The 18126-nt window shown below is 36.4% G+C and carries 17 protein-coding genes; 7 read left to right on the plus strand and 10 right to left on the minus strand.

Annotation, left to right across the window (positions count from 1 at the left end; translation table 11 throughout):
* Nucleotides 1–27: 27 nt before the first annotated feature.
* The 3 genes from ACSVH5_RS09965 to ACSVH5_RS09975 all read right to left on the minus strand — a co-directional run bounded on the left by ACSVH5_RS09965 (nucleotide 28) and on the right by ACSVH5_RS09975 (nucleotide 3014).
* Entirely contained in the window at nucleotides 28–1056 is a 1029-nt protein-coding gene (locus ACSVH5_RS09965; RefSeq protein WP_438061290.1) for an asparaginase, read from the minus strand.
* A complete protein-coding gene (locus ACSVH5_RS09970) occupies nucleotides 1046–2182 on the minus strand; it encodes a 1-acyl-sn-glycerol-3-phosphate acyltransferase (protein WP_438061291.1) in 1137 nt (378 codons plus the stop codon). Before ACSVH5_RS09970 ends, ACSVH5_RS09965 begins: the two co-directional genes overlap by 11 nt.
* A 64-nt stretch (nucleotides 2183–2246) precedes the next feature.
* Complete coding sequence (locus ACSVH5_RS09975) at nucleotides 2247–3014, minus strand: TatD family hydrolase (protein WP_438061292.1); 768 nt, start codon at nucleotides 3012–3014, stop codon at nucleotides 2247–2249.
* Nucleotides 3015–3098: 84 nt separating this feature from the next.
* Between ACSVH5_RS09975 and ACSVH5_RS09980 the strand changes: the two genes are divergently transcribed.
* Nucleotides 3099–3545, plus strand: coding sequence for a retropepsin-like aspartic protease (locus ACSVH5_RS09980; protein WP_438061293.1), 447 nt, complete (start codon nucleotides 3099–3101; stop codon nucleotides 3543–3545).
* Between the two features lie 111 nt (nucleotides 3546–3656).
* On the opposite strand, the gene ACSVH5_RS09985 is transcribed toward ACSVH5_RS09980, so the two are convergent.
* The 4 genes from ACSVH5_RS09985 to ACSVH5_RS10000 form a co-directional block, all read right to left on the minus strand.
* Nucleotides 3657–3887: a ferredoxin gene (locus ACSVH5_RS09985; RefSeq protein ID WP_024980634.1), complete on the minus strand. Its 231-nt coding sequence runs from the start codon at nucleotides 3885–3887 to the stop codon at nucleotides 3657–3659.
* Complete coding sequence (locus ACSVH5_RS09990) at nucleotides 3887–5128, minus strand: peptidase U32 family protein (RefSeq protein ID WP_438061294.1); 1242 nt, start codon at nucleotides 5126–5128, stop codon at nucleotides 3887–3889. Before ACSVH5_RS09990 ends, ACSVH5_RS09985 begins: the two co-directional genes overlap by 1 nt.
* A gap of 137 nt (nucleotides 5129–5265) precedes the next feature.
* Nucleotides 5266–6624 carry an oxygen-dependent tRNA uridine(34) hydroxylase TrhO gene (trhO, locus tag ACSVH5_RS09995; protein WP_438061295.1) on the minus strand — a complete coding sequence of 453 codons (1359 nt, stop codon included), beginning with the start codon at nucleotides 6622–6624 and terminating at the stop codon, nucleotides 5266–5268.
* A gap of 85 nt (nucleotides 6625–6709) precedes the next feature.
* On the minus strand, nucleotides 6710–7063 hold the full coding sequence (locus ACSVH5_RS10000) for a potassium channel family protein (RefSeq protein ID WP_438061296.1): 354 nt from the start codon (nucleotides 7061–7063) through the stop codon (nucleotides 6710–6712).
* A gap of 448 nt (nucleotides 7064–7511) precedes the next feature.
* On the opposite strand from ACSVH5_RS10000, the gene ACSVH5_RS10005 reads away from it, so the two are divergent.
* From ACSVH5_RS10005 to ACSVH5_RS10015, 3 genes are read left to right on the plus strand one after another with little or no spacing between them, the layout of a single operon-like run.
* Nucleotides 7512–8651, plus strand: coding sequence for an efflux RND transporter periplasmic adaptor subunit (locus tag ACSVH5_RS10005; protein ID WP_438061297.1), 1140 nt, complete (start codon nucleotides 7512–7514; stop codon nucleotides 8649–8651).
* Nucleotides 8652–8653: 2 nt separating this feature from the next.
* Nucleotides 8654–11827, plus strand: coding sequence for an efflux RND transporter permease subunit (locus ACSVH5_RS10010; protein WP_438061298.1), 3174 nt, complete (start codon nucleotides 8654–8656; stop codon nucleotides 11825–11827).
* Nucleotides 11817–13184: an efflux transporter outer membrane subunit gene (locus tag ACSVH5_RS10015; RefSeq protein ID WP_438061299.1), complete on the plus strand. Its 1368-nt coding sequence runs from the start codon at nucleotides 11817–11819 to the stop codon at nucleotides 13182–13184. The genes ACSVH5_RS10010 and ACSVH5_RS10015 overlap by 11 nt, the downstream gene beginning before the upstream one ends.
* Before the next feature lie 221 nt (nucleotides 13185–13405).
* Here the strand turns inward: ACSVH5_RS10015 and ACSVH5_RS10020 are convergent, their stop codons facing one another.
* Both ACSVH5_RS10020 and metG read right to left on the minus strand, forming a co-directional pair.
* Nucleotides 13406–13816 (minus strand): BrxA/BrxB family bacilliredoxin, encoded by a 411-nt coding sequence (locus ACSVH5_RS10020; RefSeq protein WP_159689320.1) that lies wholly within the window; start codon nucleotides 13814–13816, stop codon nucleotides 13406–13408.
* Between the two features lie 99 nt (nucleotides 13817–13915).
* The gene (gene metG, locus ACSVH5_RS10025) at nucleotides 13916–15970 is read right to left on the minus strand and encodes a methionine--tRNA ligase (protein ID WP_438061300.1); all 2055 of its coding nucleotides are present in this window, start codon (nucleotides 15968–15970) and stop codon (nucleotides 13916–13918) included.
* 155 nt (nucleotides 15971–16125) lie between these two features.
* Between metG and ACSVH5_RS10030 the strand changes: the two genes are divergently transcribed.
* The 3 genes from ACSVH5_RS10030 (at nucleotide 16126) to ACSVH5_RS10040 (ending at nucleotide 17169) form a co-directional block, all read left to right on the plus strand.
* The gene (locus ACSVH5_RS10030) at nucleotides 16126–16353 is read left to right on the plus strand and encodes a CDGSH iron-sulfur domain-containing protein (RefSeq protein ID WP_438061301.1); all 228 of its coding nucleotides are present in this window, start codon (nucleotides 16126–16128) and stop codon (nucleotides 16351–16353) included.
* Between the two features lie 20 nt (nucleotides 16354–16373).
* Nucleotides 16374–16553, plus strand: coding sequence for a hypothetical protein (locus tag ACSVH5_RS10035; protein WP_438061302.1), 180 nt, complete (start codon nucleotides 16374–16376; stop codon nucleotides 16551–16553).
* A gap of 76 nt (nucleotides 16554–16629) precedes the next feature.
* On the plus strand, nucleotides 16630–17169 hold the full coding sequence (locus ACSVH5_RS10040) for a DMP19 family protein (RefSeq protein ID WP_438061303.1): 540 nt from the start codon (nucleotides 16630–16632) through the stop codon (nucleotides 17167–17169).
* A 54-nt stretch (nucleotides 17170–17223) separates the two neighbouring features.
* Here the strand turns inward: ACSVH5_RS10040 and ACSVH5_RS10045 are convergent, their stop codons facing one another.
* Nucleotides 17224–17727 carry an outer membrane beta-barrel protein gene (locus tag ACSVH5_RS10045; protein WP_438061304.1) on the minus strand — a complete coding sequence of 168 codons (504 nt, stop codon included), beginning with the start codon at nucleotides 17725–17727 and terminating at the stop codon, nucleotides 17224–17226.
* Nucleotides 17728–18126 lie beyond the last annotated feature (399 nt).

The following is an 18126-nucleotide window of genomic DNA, read 5'->3' on the forward strand; positions in this document are numbered from 1 at the left end:
TTGAGTTAGAAAAGGAAAAAGTAATTATTATCCCATTTCTCCTCGTATTGCATTTTCGAAGGTATTTTTAAAATCAGAAGCTGGAATATTTAGCCCCAAAAGATGCATTAACTTAGTAATAGCTGCCTCTGTCGTAGAGTTTTTCCCAGAAATAACGCCAATCTTTTTCAGCTCTGAACTGGTTTCGTATTTTCCCATATTGACACTTCCACCGGAGCATTGTGTTACGTTGATAATATGTATACCCGAAATAATAGCTTGTTGTAGTAACTCAATAAACCATACTTCAGTAGGCGCATTTCCTGAACCATAGGTTTCTAAAACAATTCCTTTTAAATCAGGAATATGTACCAGTGTTTCCAATACTTTCTGATTGATACCGGGAAACATTTTTATAATCACCACATGAGTATCGAAAACTTTATGCACACGCAAAGGTTGTGTGTCATCAAAAGGCAGCAATAAATCTTTGTTGACCTTTAAATGAACCCCCGACTCAATTAAAAAAGGATAATTAGGAGATGTAAAAGCATTAAAATGTTCTGCACTTATTTTTGTTGTACGATTGCCACGGTACAATTTGTATTCAAAATACAAACCTACTTCAGTGATCACGGGTTTTCCATTTTCTTGCAAAGATGCAATTTGTATAGCCGTAATCAAGTTTTCTTTCGCATCGGTTCTCAAATCTCCAATGGGCAATTGAGAGCCTGTAAAAATCACTGGTTTCCCTAAATTTTCCAACATAAAACTCAATGCGGAAGCTGAATATGACATTGTATCGGAACCATGCAATACCACAAAACCATCAAAAGCTGAATAATTTTGCTCAATCACTTCAGCTATTGCTACCCAGCTTGCTGGACTTATATTTGATGAATCGATTGGGTTCTCAAAAGAAATGGTTTCAATAGCACAATCCAACAATTTCAATTCAGGAACTCGTTGCAAAAGTTTACTAAAATTGAACGCCTTTAGTGCACCTGTTTCAAAATCCTTTTGCATACCGATGGTTCCCCCGGTATAAATAAGCAATATTTTGGTGTTAGAGTGCATCGGTATACTTCAATTTGTTGACCACAGGATTCGCATACATGGCTAAAAAACCTTCTAATATTTGAGGATTATCGTGGTCAATTCTCATTTCTAGACGGCGTTCGAACAATGATTTTTCATTTTCGGTATATCGGTGTTGGTATTGATTGGTTTTGTGTAACAAATCATAAGCAATAAAATTAGTTGGCCATAATTTGTAATTGGACAAAATTGCATCATCGATGGTTTGTGCCAAGGCTAAAACTTGTTTATTCGCGTTTTCCTCTTGGGCAACAATTGCATCAATTTCAGTATCGATTACTTTTCCTAGGTGAATATGAATGCGTTTTTTTTGCCCCAAAACACCCCTCAAAATATTTTGAAAATCTTCGTTTTTTTCTTTAATATAAATTTCATTATTGGCCTCTGCCATTAATTGTGGCATCTTGAGCACATCGGTAGGATCATATTCATAGGAAATAGAAACGGGTACAATTTTAATTTTTTTAAAATAATCCATCCCATTTTTTTCTTCTGACCCCATAGCAAGCATTTTAAGCACACCTGGATTGGTAGCATCATTACCATCTTTTGTTCGCCCTTCGCGTTGAGCGATCCAAACCGAACGGTTTTCGTGCAATAATAACTGTACGATATACTCGGAAAGTAATTTAGAACTCTGTAGCATTTCTCTAGGAGAAAGACCTCGTAACACTAGAAAATTTCGATTGAGCTTGGCTAATATTTTAAGGAAAGACTTCTTTACAAGATTATCTCCAATAGCTGATGCAGTCATTTCTAATCCATGTTCAAACAAAGTTGCGTTAAGCAAAGTTGTATCTAACAGAATATCGCGATGATTGGACATAAACAGATACGAAGTGTTTTTCTCTAAATGCTCAAATCCAGAAGTCGTCAACCCTTCAGAGCTTTTCTCTAAAATCTTCCCTACGGAGTGGTAGATAAAATTGCATTGAAAATCACGAATAGAATGTGTTTTTTTGAGTTGTTCCTTCCAAACAGCGTCAGGAACCTCAGGAAAAGTAAAATTCATTAACGCCTTCATCATCGGATGCTGCACCACTTCGGCAAGTGCCTCGTTTACTTCGGAATCATAAAAAGGCCGAATGGAATCGAATTTTTGCATTTTGATTTTCTTTTTTTAGCTAACAAAAGAACAAAAAAAAACGGAAACTAAAGACACTATTTCCTTAAATCCCAAAGACCCTTTTGGAATTGGCAGTGGTAATAGCTGCAATTTCTTCTAGACTACAGTTATAAATACTTGCCAATTTTGATGCTATATTGGCAAGATAACTGCTCTCGTTTCGCTTGCCGCGAAAGGGAATCGGAGCCAAATAAGGAGCGTCGGTTTCGAGTACAATGTTTTGCAAATCAATGCGATTTAAGAACTGATCAATTTTTCCGTTCTTAAACGTTGCTACACCGCCAATACCCAACACCATATTATAAGAAATAGCTTGTAGTGCTTGTTCATAGGTTCCCGTGAAGCAATGAAATATCCCAAATAATTCAGGGCTTTTCTCGTCTTCTAGAATTTCGAAAATTTCATCAAAAGCCTCACGACAGTGAATCACAATCGGTAATTTGTACTGCTTTGCCCACTGAATTTGTTGTCTAAAAGCTATTTGTTGTTCCTTAAGATGTGTTTTGTCCCAATACAAATCGATCCCTATTTCGCCTATGGCGTAGAACTTACGCTTGGCTAGTTGGGAGGCTACATGCGCTAACTCCGCTTTGTAATTGTCTTTTACATAAGTAGGATGCAAACCCATCATCAAAAAAATATTTTCAGGATAATCCTGTTCCAAATCATACATCGCTTGTGTACAAGTAGAGTCGATAGCGGGAATAAAAAAGCGAGAAACTCCAGCATTTATGGCGCGTTGCATCATTTCGCCACGGTCTTGATCAAATTCTTCAGAATATAAATGGGTATGCGTATCGGTAAGTATCATTGTATCATTTTTGCGGGACAAAGTTAGCGTTTTGCCATAGTAGTTTTAAAATTTTTAGGCTACTTTTGAAAAGGCACTTTTATTATGGAAAATCTACACACAATCTTACAAACCGAAAACTACCAAAAAATCCGATTCAAAATCATCAAAACGCAGCATTTATTGGTCAAAGCCAAAATCAATGGTATTGCGGGTAATTTCATTCTCGATACAGGTGCTTCAAGCAGTTGTGTTGGGTTTGAAGGCATCGATTTCTTTCAGTTAAAGGCCAAAAAATCCAAAACCAAAGCTGCAGGCGCAGGCGCTACTGGAATGCTAACCCAACTTTCTACCGACAACAAGTTGCAATTGGGCCGCTGGAAAACACCTAATGCTGCGCTAATAATTTTCGACTTATCACACGTCAACGAAGCCCTTACCCAACACAAAGCCAAAGCAGTACACGGTATTATTGGCGCCGATATTCTCCTAAAAGGCAAAGGAATTATTGATTACTACAATCACTATTTGTATTTAAAACAGGATTTTTAGGGCAATTGCTAAGGCACCACTAGGTCAGTTCACTTCTGTCTTGTGGAATGGAGCGGGACCATTATTTCCTAAAAAAACCAATTTTTTTGGCTCCTAAAAAACAAGCAAGTATTAGGTTTCTTTGACCGAAATAATTTTTACGGGACAAGCCTTTGCGGCAAGTTCGCAACTTTCTACGATGGTGTGATCGGGAGATTTTAGGGTGTAAAAACCTTTGGCATTGACACTTTTGATGAGTACCGATTTACCGTCTTTTTTGGACATTTGAAACTGTACGGGCGCCATTTCTACGCAGTAATTGCAACCGATGCATTTGTCTCTTTGTAAGGTGATGATGACCATTAGGCTTCTACTATTTTGTATAATTTGTCGGACATTCGGATTCTAAACGGCAGTTTGAGGGTGCAATCGTCTCCTTTGGTAGCACGCTCAGCCGAGGTATCGTTGACAAACATTTCTTCGATAATCATTTCTTGTGCGCCGGTGCTTGGACCTGTTACCAAAATTTTATCGCCCACTTTGATATCGTAGGCTTCGATTTTGAATTGACCAATTTCGGCTTTGGGGAAGAAATGGGTGCCTTTGCCCACATAGACTTTCTTTTGCGTAGCCACTGAACCGGAAACATCGCTCCATTCGCCCAATTCTTGTCCTAAATAATAACCCGACCAGAATCCGCGGTTGTACACGGTGTTCAAAGCCTCCATCCACGTTGCAATTTTGTCTTTGGAGAACGTGCCATCATAGTAGGCGTCAATCGCTTCGCGGTAGGTTTTGATTACGGTAGCCACATATTCTGGAGCACGGCCACGACCTTCGATTTTAAGGACTTGAATGCCTGAATCGATGACTTGGTCTAGGAAATCTAGGGTGCATAAATCTTTGGGCGACATCATATACTCGTTGTCCAATTCGATTTCGAAACCCGTTTCTTGGTCGATTACGGTATACTTTTTACGGCAATTTTGTTTGCAAGCACCGCGGTTGGCTGAAGAGTTATGCGAGTGCAGACTCAAATAGCATTTACCCGAAACGGCCATACACAAAGCGCCGTGACCGAAGATTTCGATTTCTACCAAATTCCCGTTAGGCCCTTTGATTTGTTCTTTTTCGATTTGTTCGGTGATTTTTTTTACTTGACGCAAACTCAATTCGCGACTCAACACCATAGTATCCGCAAAAAGGCTGTAGAATTTGATGGTTTCGATATTGGTCACATTCAATTGAGTCGAAATGTGAACTTCCATCCCCACGCTTCGAGCCATAGCAATTACGGCTTGATCCGAAGCAATTACCGCAGTGATGTTGGCTTCCTTGGCTTTATTGATTAAAGTTTTGACCACAGATAAGTCGTGGTCATAAATGATGGTGTTTAAGGTCAAGTAACTGCGTACGTTTTTGGCTTCGCAGCGTTTGGCAATTTCGGCCAAATCATCCATAATGAAGTTTACCGAGGCGCGGGCACGCATGTTGAGTTGTTCTACTCCAAAATATACAGAGTCGCAACCATTATCTAAAGCGGCTTGCAAGGATTCGAAATTCCCAGCAGGTGCCATTAATTCTATTTTGTTGTTTGTTGTCATTGTGTGTATTGTTTTGACACAGATTTCACAGATTTTCACAGATTAATTTGTGAAATCTGTGTTTAATTTATTTTATAGATTGAACCTTTGTCAACGATTTGAACTTTGACAAAGGTGATAGATGAAAGTTTAGAAAACTAGCTTAAAATTTTATACAGTTTATCAGATAAACGGACTCTGAAAGGCACTTCAAATGTTACTTTGTCGCCAGCTTGTGCGATTGTTTTTTCGCTGCCGTTGACTAACATTTTTTCGAGTACAAATTGTTCGTTTCCTGTTGTAGGTCCAGAAATAAGAATGGTGTCTCCTACTTGTAGTTCGTTACTTTCAATCACAAAAAGAGCTACTTGCGCTTTTACAAAATAGTGTTGAGCGTTTCCAAGAAGTGTTTTTTTGATTTTGATTCTTTGACGAATTTTAGTTGGAGTAGTAGCCACAGCTAAAGGCGCGTCGGGAAGGTCGCCAGAATGTTTGAAGGGTAATTTGTCTGATTTTCCTTTTCGGAAGACTTTGTTGCCTACTTGTTTACCTTTTCTCAATTTTACTTGCTCCACTAGTGGCAAGTTGATGATGTCTAAACATTCGGTAGAACAGCAATTTTGCATTGCTTCTTTGCATTCATCACATTGAATGAACAACAAATGACAGCCAACATTCTCGCAATTGGTATGATTGTCGCAAGGTTTCCCACATTGGTGGCATTGCGCGATAATATCGTCAGTAATACGCTCACCCAAACGATGGTCAAAAACGAAATTCTTTCCGATAAATTTACTTTCTAGATTTTCTTCTTTGATTTGTTTGGCGTAATTAATGATGCCTCCTTCTAATTGGAAAACATTTTTAAAACCTTGGTGTTTGAAGTAAGCCGAGGCTTTTTCGCAACGAATTCCACCCGTGCAATACATCACTAGATTTTTATCTTCTTTAAATTCTTGTAATTGTTCGTTGATGATAGGCAAGGATTCACGGAAGGTTTCCACATCTGGAGTAATAGCACCTTTAAAATGACCAATTTCACTTTCGTAATGGTTTCTAAAATCAACTACAATCGTGTTTGGGTCTTCTAATATTTCATTGAATTCCTTGGCTTTGAGGTGTACTCCAATATTGGTTACATCAAATGTTTCGTCGTTTAATCCGTCGGCCACAATTTTGTCGCGCACTTTTACAGTAAGCTTTAAAAACGAATGATCATCGTGCTCTACGGCTACATTCAAACGAATGTTGCGCATAAATTCATAAGCTTCGAGGGTCTCGCGAAAGGCTTCTAAATTTTCGGCAGGTACAGACATTTGGGCGTTGATTCCTTCTTTGGCTACATAGGTTCTACCTAGTGCATCGAGTTTATTCCATTCGATAAATAAATCGTCGCGAAATTTTTTGGGATCTTCAATTTTGGCATACGCATAGAAAGACAACGTTAGGCGTTGTTTTCCGGCTTGGTCAATAAGCTCGGCTCTTTCTTCTGCGCTTAAGGTGTTATACAGTTGCATGCTATAAACGTTTAAGTGAGAATAATGTAACGAATTCTAATTGGAAGAATTCGGGCGCAAAGGTAAGCAATAAAACTAAGTAAACTTAACTTTTTTGTGAGGTAGCAGCTGAGATTAAATATCCAATAAAAATGGCTGGAAAAAGCACACCAATCGTTTGTTCGAATAGTGTGAAAGTTTGAGATAAAGGGACTAACGGGGTTACATCACCATATCCAGTTGTGGTCAATGTAGTAAAACTAAAATAAGCAATTTGAAAAATAGGGTGATTTTTTTCAATTAATTGGTTGTTAAAAACATAAGCATCTGGATGTAAAAGATGAATGAATACGTGGATATAAGTAAACAATAGCCCAATTATTAAATAACAGGCGATTCCTCCCTGAATTTTATGAAAATCATTATCAATAGAACTAAACGTTTTGTTTATAAATACCATAAGAAGCAGACTTAGTAAACAAATCCAAATAAAAACAGCAAAAAGTTGAACTACTTTATTACTGAAATAATCATTATCAATTAATTGCAAAATCAAGGCGCAAAAGGCTAAAAAAATGCCAAAATATTTTACTTTTTTAGAGCTATTCGTGGCATAAAGACCTAATATAGTATTAGACGCAAGAATTATTGTTGAGAGATATTTAATAATAGTGCTCGCATGAGTTAGCGGTAGGAATACAAATATTATGATACACAATTGGAATAAAAAAACGGGGAGAATCGTTGTATCCTGCCATTTTGAACGCAATGATTTCATATAAATTAGATTAAAATTTATTAAATATAAAAAAGAAAATAAATTGATACTTAATAAAAACAGTTAAAATTATATTTTTTTATTAAATTTGAGGGTTTAGAACCTAATATTCATCTCAAATATTTTTATTATGCTATATTATCGTTACTACTTAAAAACCACTTTGGTATTGCTTGGACTTTTCATTTTAGGGTCATGCGGTAAAAAGGAGCAGCAAGCTCCACCCCCATTATCCGCTCCTTTTATTACGATAACTCCTAAAGACGTTCCTATTTATAAGGAATTTGCTGGACAAACTTTTGGTGATTTAGACATCGAATTAACCGCAAGAGTGGATGGTATATTAACAGCAATACACTTCACTGAAGGTCAAAAAGTTAGCAAAGGACAATTGCTTTATTCAATTGATCCATTAGAATATAACACAAAAGTTGAGCAAATAAAAGGACAAGTTGCCTCTTCACAAAGTGCCTTAGTGAATGCCGAGGAAGAATTGAAAAGAATAAAACCTCTTGCCGACATGAATGCGGTTAGTAAAAGAGAATTGGATGCAGCAGTTGCTAGGGCAAAAGCAGCAAAATCAAACCTCGAGAGCGTAACGGCAACTTTAAAAAACCAACAACTAGAGCGCAGTTATTGTGACATTATTTCACCAATTGATGGTGTGATTGGCATTAGCAATGTTCGCGTTGGTGACTATATTTCTCGATTAGGAAATAACGCAAAATTAAACACAGTTTCAAGATTAAGTCAAGTTAGAGTTCGTTTTACCATCAGTGAAAGTGAATTTTTAGACTACAGAAAAAAAGTTGATCTTACTGCAAAAAAGGAACAAAGCAATATGGAATTGCTTTTATCCGATGGCTCCACACATCCCTACAAAGGCAGACTGAGTTTGACTGATGCTAAAATTGATCCAACTACAGGTACTATGACTATTGAATGTATTTTCCCTAATCCCAATAACATATTAAGAGCAGGGCAATTTTCAAAAGTAAGAACTATGGTTGAAAATCAACACAATGCCATTGCTATTCCGCAAAAAGCCGTAACAGAGATTCAAGGTATTTTTCAAGTGCTAATTATTGACAAGGAAAATAAAATTCAAAATAGAATCGTTGAAGTAGGGCAAAAAGTTGGCAAAGAATGGACCATTTTGAAAGGCTTACAATCTGGGGATCGTGTGGCCATTGTTGGAAGTTTGATGTACCAACCTGGTACTGTAGTAACACCAGTGCCTTATGTTGAAAAAGAAAATAACACTTTATAATTATGGATAATTTTTTTGTAAGAAGACCTATTGTTGCAATTGTATTGTCCATCTTTATAGTAATTATTGGTGGCGTTTCACTTACTTCTACTCCAATTGCACAATATCCAGAAATTGCACCTCCTGTTGTTCAAATTTCAACTAGTTATAGAGGAGCAAATGCATTAAATGTGGAGCAAGCAGTTGCTACACCCATCGAGCAAAAGGTAAATGGTGTCGAAAACATGCTGTACATGCAATCGACCAATACAGGAGATGGATCAATGAACTTGTCTGTTACCTTTGATATGGGGACTGATTTAGACAATGCTACTATGCTTACACAAAATAGAGTCTCCTCTGCAACAACAACTTTACCATTAGAGGTAAAAAATTCTGGGGTTACCACCAAAAAATCCTTAGCAATGCCAATGTTGCTGTTTTCACTTTATTCTCCAAACAAAAGTTTTGATTCTAATTTCTTAACCAATTACGCCAATATAAACATTGTAGATGCATTAGCTCGTATAAAAGGAGTTGGAGAAGTGATGATTTTTGGAGGAAGTAATTATGCCATGCGTATTTGGGTAAAACCCGATGTATTAGCGAAATACAACCTAACTATTCCAGATGTAATGAGTGCCGTAAGAGAGCAAAATGCTATTGCTCCTGGAGGTAAATTTGGAGCTCCTCCAGCAGATGGCGGCAATGAATTCACTTATAATGTCACATTAAAAGATCGATTGGTTAATGTTGAAGATTTTGAAAATATTATATTAAAATCAAATATCGACAATCAACAGGTTCGATTAAAAGATGTAGCCACTGTAACCTTAGGGGCTGAAAGTTATGCCTCAAGTGCTACATTAAATGGAAATCCATCAGGAACTATTGGAGTGAAACAAATGCCAGGTTCCAACGCATTAGAAGTAGCTGCAGCAGCCAAAAAAGTAATGGAAGATTTAAGCAAAAAATTTCCACAAGACCTTAAATATTCGGTTTCACTTGATACTACAAAAGCAATTACAGAAGGAATTGATGAAATCTTGCATACTTTGTTAGAAGCTATTGTTTTGGTAATTATTGTGGTATTTGTCTTTTTACAAAATTGGCGTGCAACTTTAATTCCTTTGCTAACAGTACCAGTATCATTAATTGGTGTATTTATATTGTTTCCTCTTCTTGGGTTTTCTGTAAATGTGCTTTCATTATTAGGTCTAGTATTGGCAATCGGGATTGTAGTGGATGATGCAATTGTTGTTGTAGAAGCCGTAATGCACCATATTGAACATGGAAAAACACCTAGAGAAGCCACCAATCAAGCTATGAAAGAAGTGTCTGGACCTGTAATCGCAATCGCAATTGTACTTACTGCCGTTTTCATACCAGTAGCATTGACTCCAGGTATTACTGGTAGACTCTATCAACAATTTGCGATTACAATTGCCATATCAGTAATCTTTTCAGCACTTAGCGCGCTTACATTAAGCCCTGCTTTGTGTTCCATTTTATTGAAACCTAAAAAAGAGTCAACAGGGGTTTTAGGCAGGTTCTTTGATAAATTCAATCAAATGTTTGAATCTTTCACCGGAAAATATACTGGATTTGCAGGACATTTGGTAAAAAAGACAACTCGAAGTCTTATTTTTATTGGAATATTAGTGCTCGGTATCGTTATTTTAGGAGGTAAAATCCCTAGTGGATTCGTTCCTGAAGAAGATCAAGGGTACATGTTTGTTAATGTTGAATTACCTGGTGCATCTTCACTAAAAAGAACACAAGCGGTATGTGAAAAAGTAAATGCCATATTAGCCCAAAATAATGGTATAGAATTTTATACCACTGTTGCTGGTTTTAGTTTACTAAAAAATTCAGTAGCCACCAATAATGCTTTTTTCTTTGTTTCTTTAAAAGAATGGAAGGAACGTGAACAAGATGTATTTAAAATTATTAAAGAGGTTAATGGAAAACTAGCTTATGCCATTCCAGAAGCTACTGCATTTGCTTTTGGCCCCCCTCCAATTTCTGGTATTGGAAACGCTGCAGGTTTTACTATGATGCTACAAGATAAAGGTGGTAATACGCCTCAGTATTTGTTTGAAAACGCAAAACTATTTATGGCCGAAGCCAAAAAACGTCCTGAAATTGGTAGCATTAGAACCACCTTCAATCCTTATGTCCCTCAAATTAGTATGGCTATTGACAGGGAAAAAGTTACTGAAATGGGATTGTCTTTAGCCGATGTTAATATGGCTATTGGAGCCAGTTTAGGTGGCCAGTATGTCAATGAATTCAATAAATTTGGACGACAATACATTGTGTTAATCCAAGCATTACCTCAGTACACTTTGAATCCGGAAGACATCAATAAAATTTTTGTACGAAATAAAAAAAATGTAATGATTCCGATTTCAAGTATTGCAACCATAAAAAAAGAAAGTGGCCCAGAATTTACAACTCGATTTAATCTATATCGAGCGGCAGAAATTGGAGGTACTCCTGCTCCAGGCTTTACTTCCTCCGAAGCTAGACAAGCTTTAGTAGAAACCGCAGAAAAAGTATTGCCAAAAGATATGGGATACGAATGGGCGGCCATGAGTTTTCAAGAAAAACAAGCCGAAGGAAAAGGAACTACCGTTTTTATCATGGCACTTTTGTTTGTTTTCTTAATATTAGCAGCACAATACGAAAGTTGGAAATTGCCATTCAGCGTTCTTTTAGGAACACCATTTGCAGTTTTTGGAGCCTTTTTAGGATTGTATTTATGCAAATTATTTAGTCCCGATTATGTAAACAATGTATTTGCTCAAATTGGTTTAGTAATGCTTATTGGATTGGCCGCAAAAAATGCCATTTTAATTGTAGAGTTTGCCAAAGAAGAATATGAAAAGGGAACACCTTTAGTAGAAGCGGCACTATCAGCAGCAAAACTGCGTTTTCGACCTATCTTGATGACAGCATTTGCCTTTATATTAGGTGTTGTTCCATTATTAACAGCTACTGGAGCGGGAGCACAAGCGCGAAAAGTAATGGGTATGACTGTATTTAGTGGAATGTTAGTCGCCACCATTCTAGGAGTATGTTTGATTCCCGTTTTATTTGTTTTTATCGAATCATTTGGTAAAAAAAAATCAGACCCAACTCCCCTATCTCAAGAGAATAATGATACAACTAAAGCTTTGAATCATGAAGAATAGAGCCATACTTTGGATGACAATACTCATCCTTTCCTTTGTACCAATTAGTTGTTTAGTAGGGCCAAAATACAAGGACCCAGAATTACAATTAAACAGCAAATATTCAAATCAAACCTCATCCGATTCAACAGCAACTGTTCTGAATGTAAAATGGTTTGATATCTTTGATGATGAAGTATTAAAAGATCTTATTCAACAAGGAATTGCTAACAATTTCGACTTAAAGATTGCCATTTCGCGTTTGGATCAAGCCAAAGCTAGTTTAGGCTTAGCCAAAGCCAATATTCTTCCTTCCTTTCAATATTCAGGTGAAATAAACACAAACGAAAGTCCATTTCAACCGAATACTTTATTAGGGAATATGAGTTGGGAGCTTGATTTTTGGGGTAAATTAAGACATGAAAAAAGAGCCGCACAAAATGAATTATTAGCCACTCAGGAAGCTCAAAAAGTAATTTTAGCAGGTTTAGTAAGTGATATTGCTACCACTTATTTTCAATTAAGAGATTTAGATAATCAGTTGGAAATCACTACACAAACTCTAAAGCTACGTAAAGAATCTTTAACAATTATCGATGATCGCTTTAAAAGTGGATACACGTCTGAATTGGATAAAGTGCAAATCGAGCAACAAGTTGCTATAGCAGAAGCCGCTATACCAAATATCAAAAGGCAAATTACCGCTACTGAAAACGCTTTGTCTGTATTGATTGGTAAATCTCCTGGTCCAATTGCAAGAGGAAAGAAAAATATCGATCAGAAAAAAATTGTAGATCTACCTGTAGCTATCCCTTCAACTTTACTTCAAAACCGCCCAGATATTAAGCGTGCCCAACTTCAATATGCAGCTGCAAACGAACGTATTGGTGTAGCCCAAGCGATGCGTTTCCCCTCATTTAACATAGCGGCTATCGCAGGTTTTGCAAATGCACAAATTGGCGACTTATTTAATGATGGTTCTTATAACCAAGGTGCAGCAGCAAGTGTTGTTGGCCCAATTTTTCAATTTGGACGAAATAAAAGAAGAGTAGATATCAATAGACAAATAGCTGAACAAGCTAAGTTAAATTATCAAAAAACATTTATAGTTGCAGTTTCTGAAGTAGAAAATGCCATACAAAATGTAGCTACTTTTAAAGATGAATTCGAAGCTAGAAGCAGACAAGTAGTCGCTGCAAGAAAAAATTATGAATTATCCTCAGCAAGATATTACAATGGTTATGTTTCTTATTTAGAAGTTTTAGATGTACAGCGGTCTTTGTTTGATGCAGAAATTAGTCAATCTCAATTATCCCAAAGACAATTGACTGCCATGGTACAGTTGTATAGAGCATTGGGTGGTGGCTGGAATCAATAAAGAATTGACAGTCAACAATTGTACTAAATTTTCAACAATGGAACGCGGATGCAAAAAATAACTGCTGATTTTATAAAAATTTATTTTTTATCCGTTTAAATCTTGCCCATCCAAGTTCCATTTTCAAAATGGATATAAGTATAAGGATGGTCAAAAAAATATAGGGCATAAAAAAAACATCCATATTCGGATGTTTTTTTATGCTCTATAAAATGATACGATTAGCAATATTCATTGAAAGCGTCTTTTAAGTTGTCTGCAATCATTTCTGCTGGACGACCTTCGATGTGATGACGCTCTAACATATGCACTAATTCTCCGTTTTTGAACAAAGCCATAGAAGGCGATGATGGAGGAAAAGGAAACATATGTTGTCTTGCAGCATCAACCGCTTCTTTGTCAACACCAGCGAAAACAGTAATTAAATGGTCTGGTTTTTTTGCACCATCTAAACTCATTTTTGCTCCTGGACGTGCATTTCTTGCAGCACAACCACATACAGAATTCACAACTACTAATGTTGTTCCTTCTGCTTTTATAGCAGCATCTACTTCTGCTGCATTATGTAAATCTTGGAAACCAGCAGCAGTTAATTCTGCTTGCATTGGTAAAACCATATCTTGTGGATACATATTCTTTATTTTTAGTTAACTGAATTAAGGCGCAAAGTTACAAAGTTTGCCAAAAAATTATAAGAACGAATTATAAAGTTTTGTTATAGTTACTGCTATTTAATTTATCGTTTCACCATTACTTACACCCTCTGCATCTGGATTAACGAAAACCAATTTCCCTTCTGCATTAGAAGTCATCAAAATCATACCTTGGCTTTCTACACCACGCAAATTTCTTGGTGCTAAATTTACCAAAACAGTTACACGTTTTCCAATGATATCTTCGGGTTTAAAACTCTCTGCAATTCCTGAAACGATGGTGCGAACGTCAATTCCAGTATCTACTTTTAGAATCAATAATTTATTCGCTTTTGGCATTTTTTCGGCTTCCAAAATAGTTCCTACACGAATATCCATTTTGGCAAAATCTTCAAACTGAATCAACTCCTTCTGTGGTTCCGCTTTTTTATTTTCAGCACTATTAGCCGTTTTCGTAGCTTCTAATTTGTCGATTTGTTTTTGAATTGCTTCGTCTTCAATTTTAGAGAAAAGTAATTCGGCTTCGCCAATTTGATGACCTGATGGTAATAAATTCCAATTGTCAAAGTCCAAATTCCAATTATTGACATCGATTTTTAGCATACGTAACAATTTTTGTGACGTAAACGGTAAGAAAGGCTCGCAAAGTGAACTCAAAGCAGCCGCAATTTGCAAGGCTACATACATTTGGGTTTTGGTACGCTCTGCATCGGTTTTGACCATTTTCCAAGGCTCTTCGTCTGCCAAATATTTATTTCCTAAACGCGCTACATTCATCATTTCTCCCAAAGCTTCTCTAAATCGGTATCTTTCAATAGAACTCGAAATCACCGCTGGATAAGCTTTCAATTCTTCTAAAGTTTGCTCGTCTACTTCAGACAATACATTTGGAGTTGGAACAATTCCATCGTAATATTTATTGGTTAAGACCACCACACGATTGATGAAATTTCCAAAAATAGCCACCAATTCATTGTTGTTTCTAGCTTGAAAATCTTTCCATGTAAAATCGTTGTCTTTGGTTTCTGGCGCATTCGAAGTCAAGGCATAGCGCAACACATCCTGCTGATTAGGGAATTCTTCTAAATATTCGTGCAACCAAACCGCCCAATTTTTAGAAGTCGATAATTTATTCCCTTCCAAGTTCAAGAACTCATTAGCTGGAACATTATCGGGTAAGATATAACTGCCTTCCGCTTTCAACATTGCTGGAAAAATCACACAGTGAAAGACGATATTATCTTTTCCTATAAAATGTACCAATTTGGTATCTTGATCTTTCCAGTACGGTTCCCAATCTTTACCTTCTCTGGCTGCCCATTCTTTGGTAGACGAAATGTAACCAATTGGGGCATCAAACCAAACGTATAATTTTTTTCCTTCGGCACCTTCAACAGGAACATCAATTCCCCAATCTAAGTCACGAGTAACGGCACGAGGCTCTAATCCGCCGTCAATCCATGACTTTACTTGACCGTACACGTTAGGTTTCCAATCATTTTTATGACCTTCCAAAATCCATTCTCTCAAAAACGCATCATAACGATCTAGAGGCAAGAACCAGTGTTTGGTCGATTTCAAAACAGGCGTTTCGCCCGTGATGGTTGATTTAGGATTGATTAAGTCGGTAGCGTTTAGTGTAGAACCACATTTTTCACATTGATCTCCGTAGGCTTCCTCGTTGCCACATTTTGGACAAGTACCTACTACAAAACGATCGGCCAAAAACTGATTGGCTTTGGCATCGTATAATTGTTCGGTAATTTCTTCGATAAAATCACCTTTGTCGTATAATTTTTTGAAGAATTCAGAGGCCGTTTTGTGATGAATTTCTGCCGAAGTTCTAGAATAATTGTCAAATGAAATTCCGAAATCAGCAAAGGATTTTCTAATGATTCCATCGTATTTATCAATTACTTCTTGAGGTGTAATCCCTTCTTTTTTGGCTTTCATCGATATAGCCACGCCGTGTTCATCACTTCCGCAAACAAACACAACATCTCTTCCTTGCAAACGCAAATAGCGAGAATAAATGTCCGAAGGCACGTAAACTCCCGCCAAATGCCCTATATGAATGGGTCCGTTAGTATAAGGTAATGCTGCTGTAATGGTATATCTTTTTGGATTCTGCATCTTAATTCTGTTTTATTGCCTGCAAAAATAAGATTTTTTATGATAGGGACACAGGGACAAGTCACGACTTGTCCGTACTTCTATAAAAAAGAAGATTTGAAAAGCGAAATATCAATTTAAATTTTATGACCTTTGAAGCCAAAACAAAACAAATTATGAGCAAGACGAAACTAACAATCAACAAAAACGGATCTATAAAAATTGAAGGCGATTTTGAAATAGTAGATCAAGACGGAAATGTGTACGGATTAGAAGGAAGAGCTACTTTAGGTTTATGCCGATGTGGTTTGTCTTCGAATAAACCTTTTTGTGACGGTTCTCACCGCAATACTTTTGAAGGCGAATCCAAAGCATTTGATTTACCTCCAATGAAGAAAAATTAGATTCAATAAACAGTAAGGTTATGGCTAAGGGACCTGAAAAAAACACCAAAAACAAGGCGTTGCATACCAAATTGCTCAATCGGAAAAAAGCAAAATTGCAAGAAGAAAAAAGAGAAAAAGCCTTGCGATTAAAAGCTTTAGTGGCCAAAATAAATGCCCAAAAAAGAACCGACGAATCGGACAGCAATGATATCAAGTAACAGATAAATCTTAATTACATTCAAAATCAACTTTTTATTCGAAATTTGTCGTCAATCGCTTTAAAAACTAATCCATATGGAATTCGGTAAAATCATTATTTCAGAAACCGCTGCAGCAAGCGAAAACCCTCAAGACGTTGTCAACTCCAATATTTCTGTAATCAATTTAATGAGAGAAGAAAAAGTCGATGACGATTTAATTCACGAAGACGCCTTAATGAGTTATTATTTAGATTATTATACTTCACAATATACCGAAGGAAATTTTGCTCAATTCGTCTACAATTCACGATGGAATCTAGAATTAAACGAACTTATTGAGGAAGGCCTGCAATTGTTAGGTGCTCACCATCATTTAGCACTGTTTCAACAGCAATGCAAAAAGGTTCAATTGATGAGTAGTGTAAAGCGAGAAAAATTCTTTAAAAGCAAACTAGAAGGGGTAAATCCAATTAGAGACCTACTCAACAATGATACTTTTTTTGAAATAGAAGAAAACTTAGTGGCCTTAAATGCCCATTTTTTAAAATCCCATCCCGACACGGAAATACTTACAGTAGATGAAATGTTTGCTGTTTTAGAAGAATTTGTAGGACACGAAATCAAAAGGTCTTAATCCCAAAAAAGCCATTCGTAATGAATGGCTTTTTATAAAATTATTTAGTAACAATTAGAATTTATAAGTGATTCCAATTTTGGCACCACTTGTAGCGTTACCTCCGCCACCTTCGATGTTAATTCCGAAATTTTTATTGAAGAAATACCTTCCTCCAATTTGTACGCCAAGTCCAATATCTGAATCTTCAGTACCATTATAATTTCTATCATCGTAGTTAAAAATATAATAGTTCAATCCCAATCCTCCATAAAAATCCCATTGGCTAGGAATATTTAATACTTTATTGAAGTGATAGTTAACATTTGCACCAAGACCTGTTACAGAATAGTCGTAATATGTCCCTGCATAACGCTCATTGTGCGTGCGGTAAGATAGTTCTCCACCTACTGTAAAGTTACTACCTACACCATAGTCAAGACCTACATAAACTGGAGTTCCCCAACCAGAAGTTCCTATTCCGGCATTCAATTGTACTCTTCCATTTTCTAAAGGAGCTTGTGCAAAAACACTAATTGCAGAAAAGCAGAAAACTGCTAAAAAAAGAATTTTTTTCATTGTAATGGTTTAAAAGTTCGCGGCAAAAATAGACTATTAAAGCTATTTTCTTAACCTTTTTTAATGTTTTGACTAGTTATAATTTGTAAAGTCTTTAGTATGAGTTTTTAATAAACGATCTAGTTGCATTTCTGACTTTGCTTTGTAAAAAAGAAATAGTAATTTATAAACATCCGTGTGGATATTATAGAAAATGCAATAGAAGTAAAATAATGTTTTCGTTACATTTTTAATGGTTAGTCAATTACGAATATTGTAAATCAGTCATTTGGGTCAAATCTTGTTCTTGAAAAAACGAATTCCACCCCAAAAAGAAATCATTCTAGAACAGAAAATTAAAAATTAAATCCCTGTCAATTCATAAATAAGGAAAGCCTTCATTGAACATAAATCAAAGAA

This window comes from Flavobacterium sp. RSSA_27, from assembly GCF_051547125.1.
In the GTDB taxonomy this organism is placed as follows: domain Bacteria; phylum Bacteroidota; class Bacteroidia; order Flavobacteriales; family Flavobacteriaceae; genus Flavobacterium.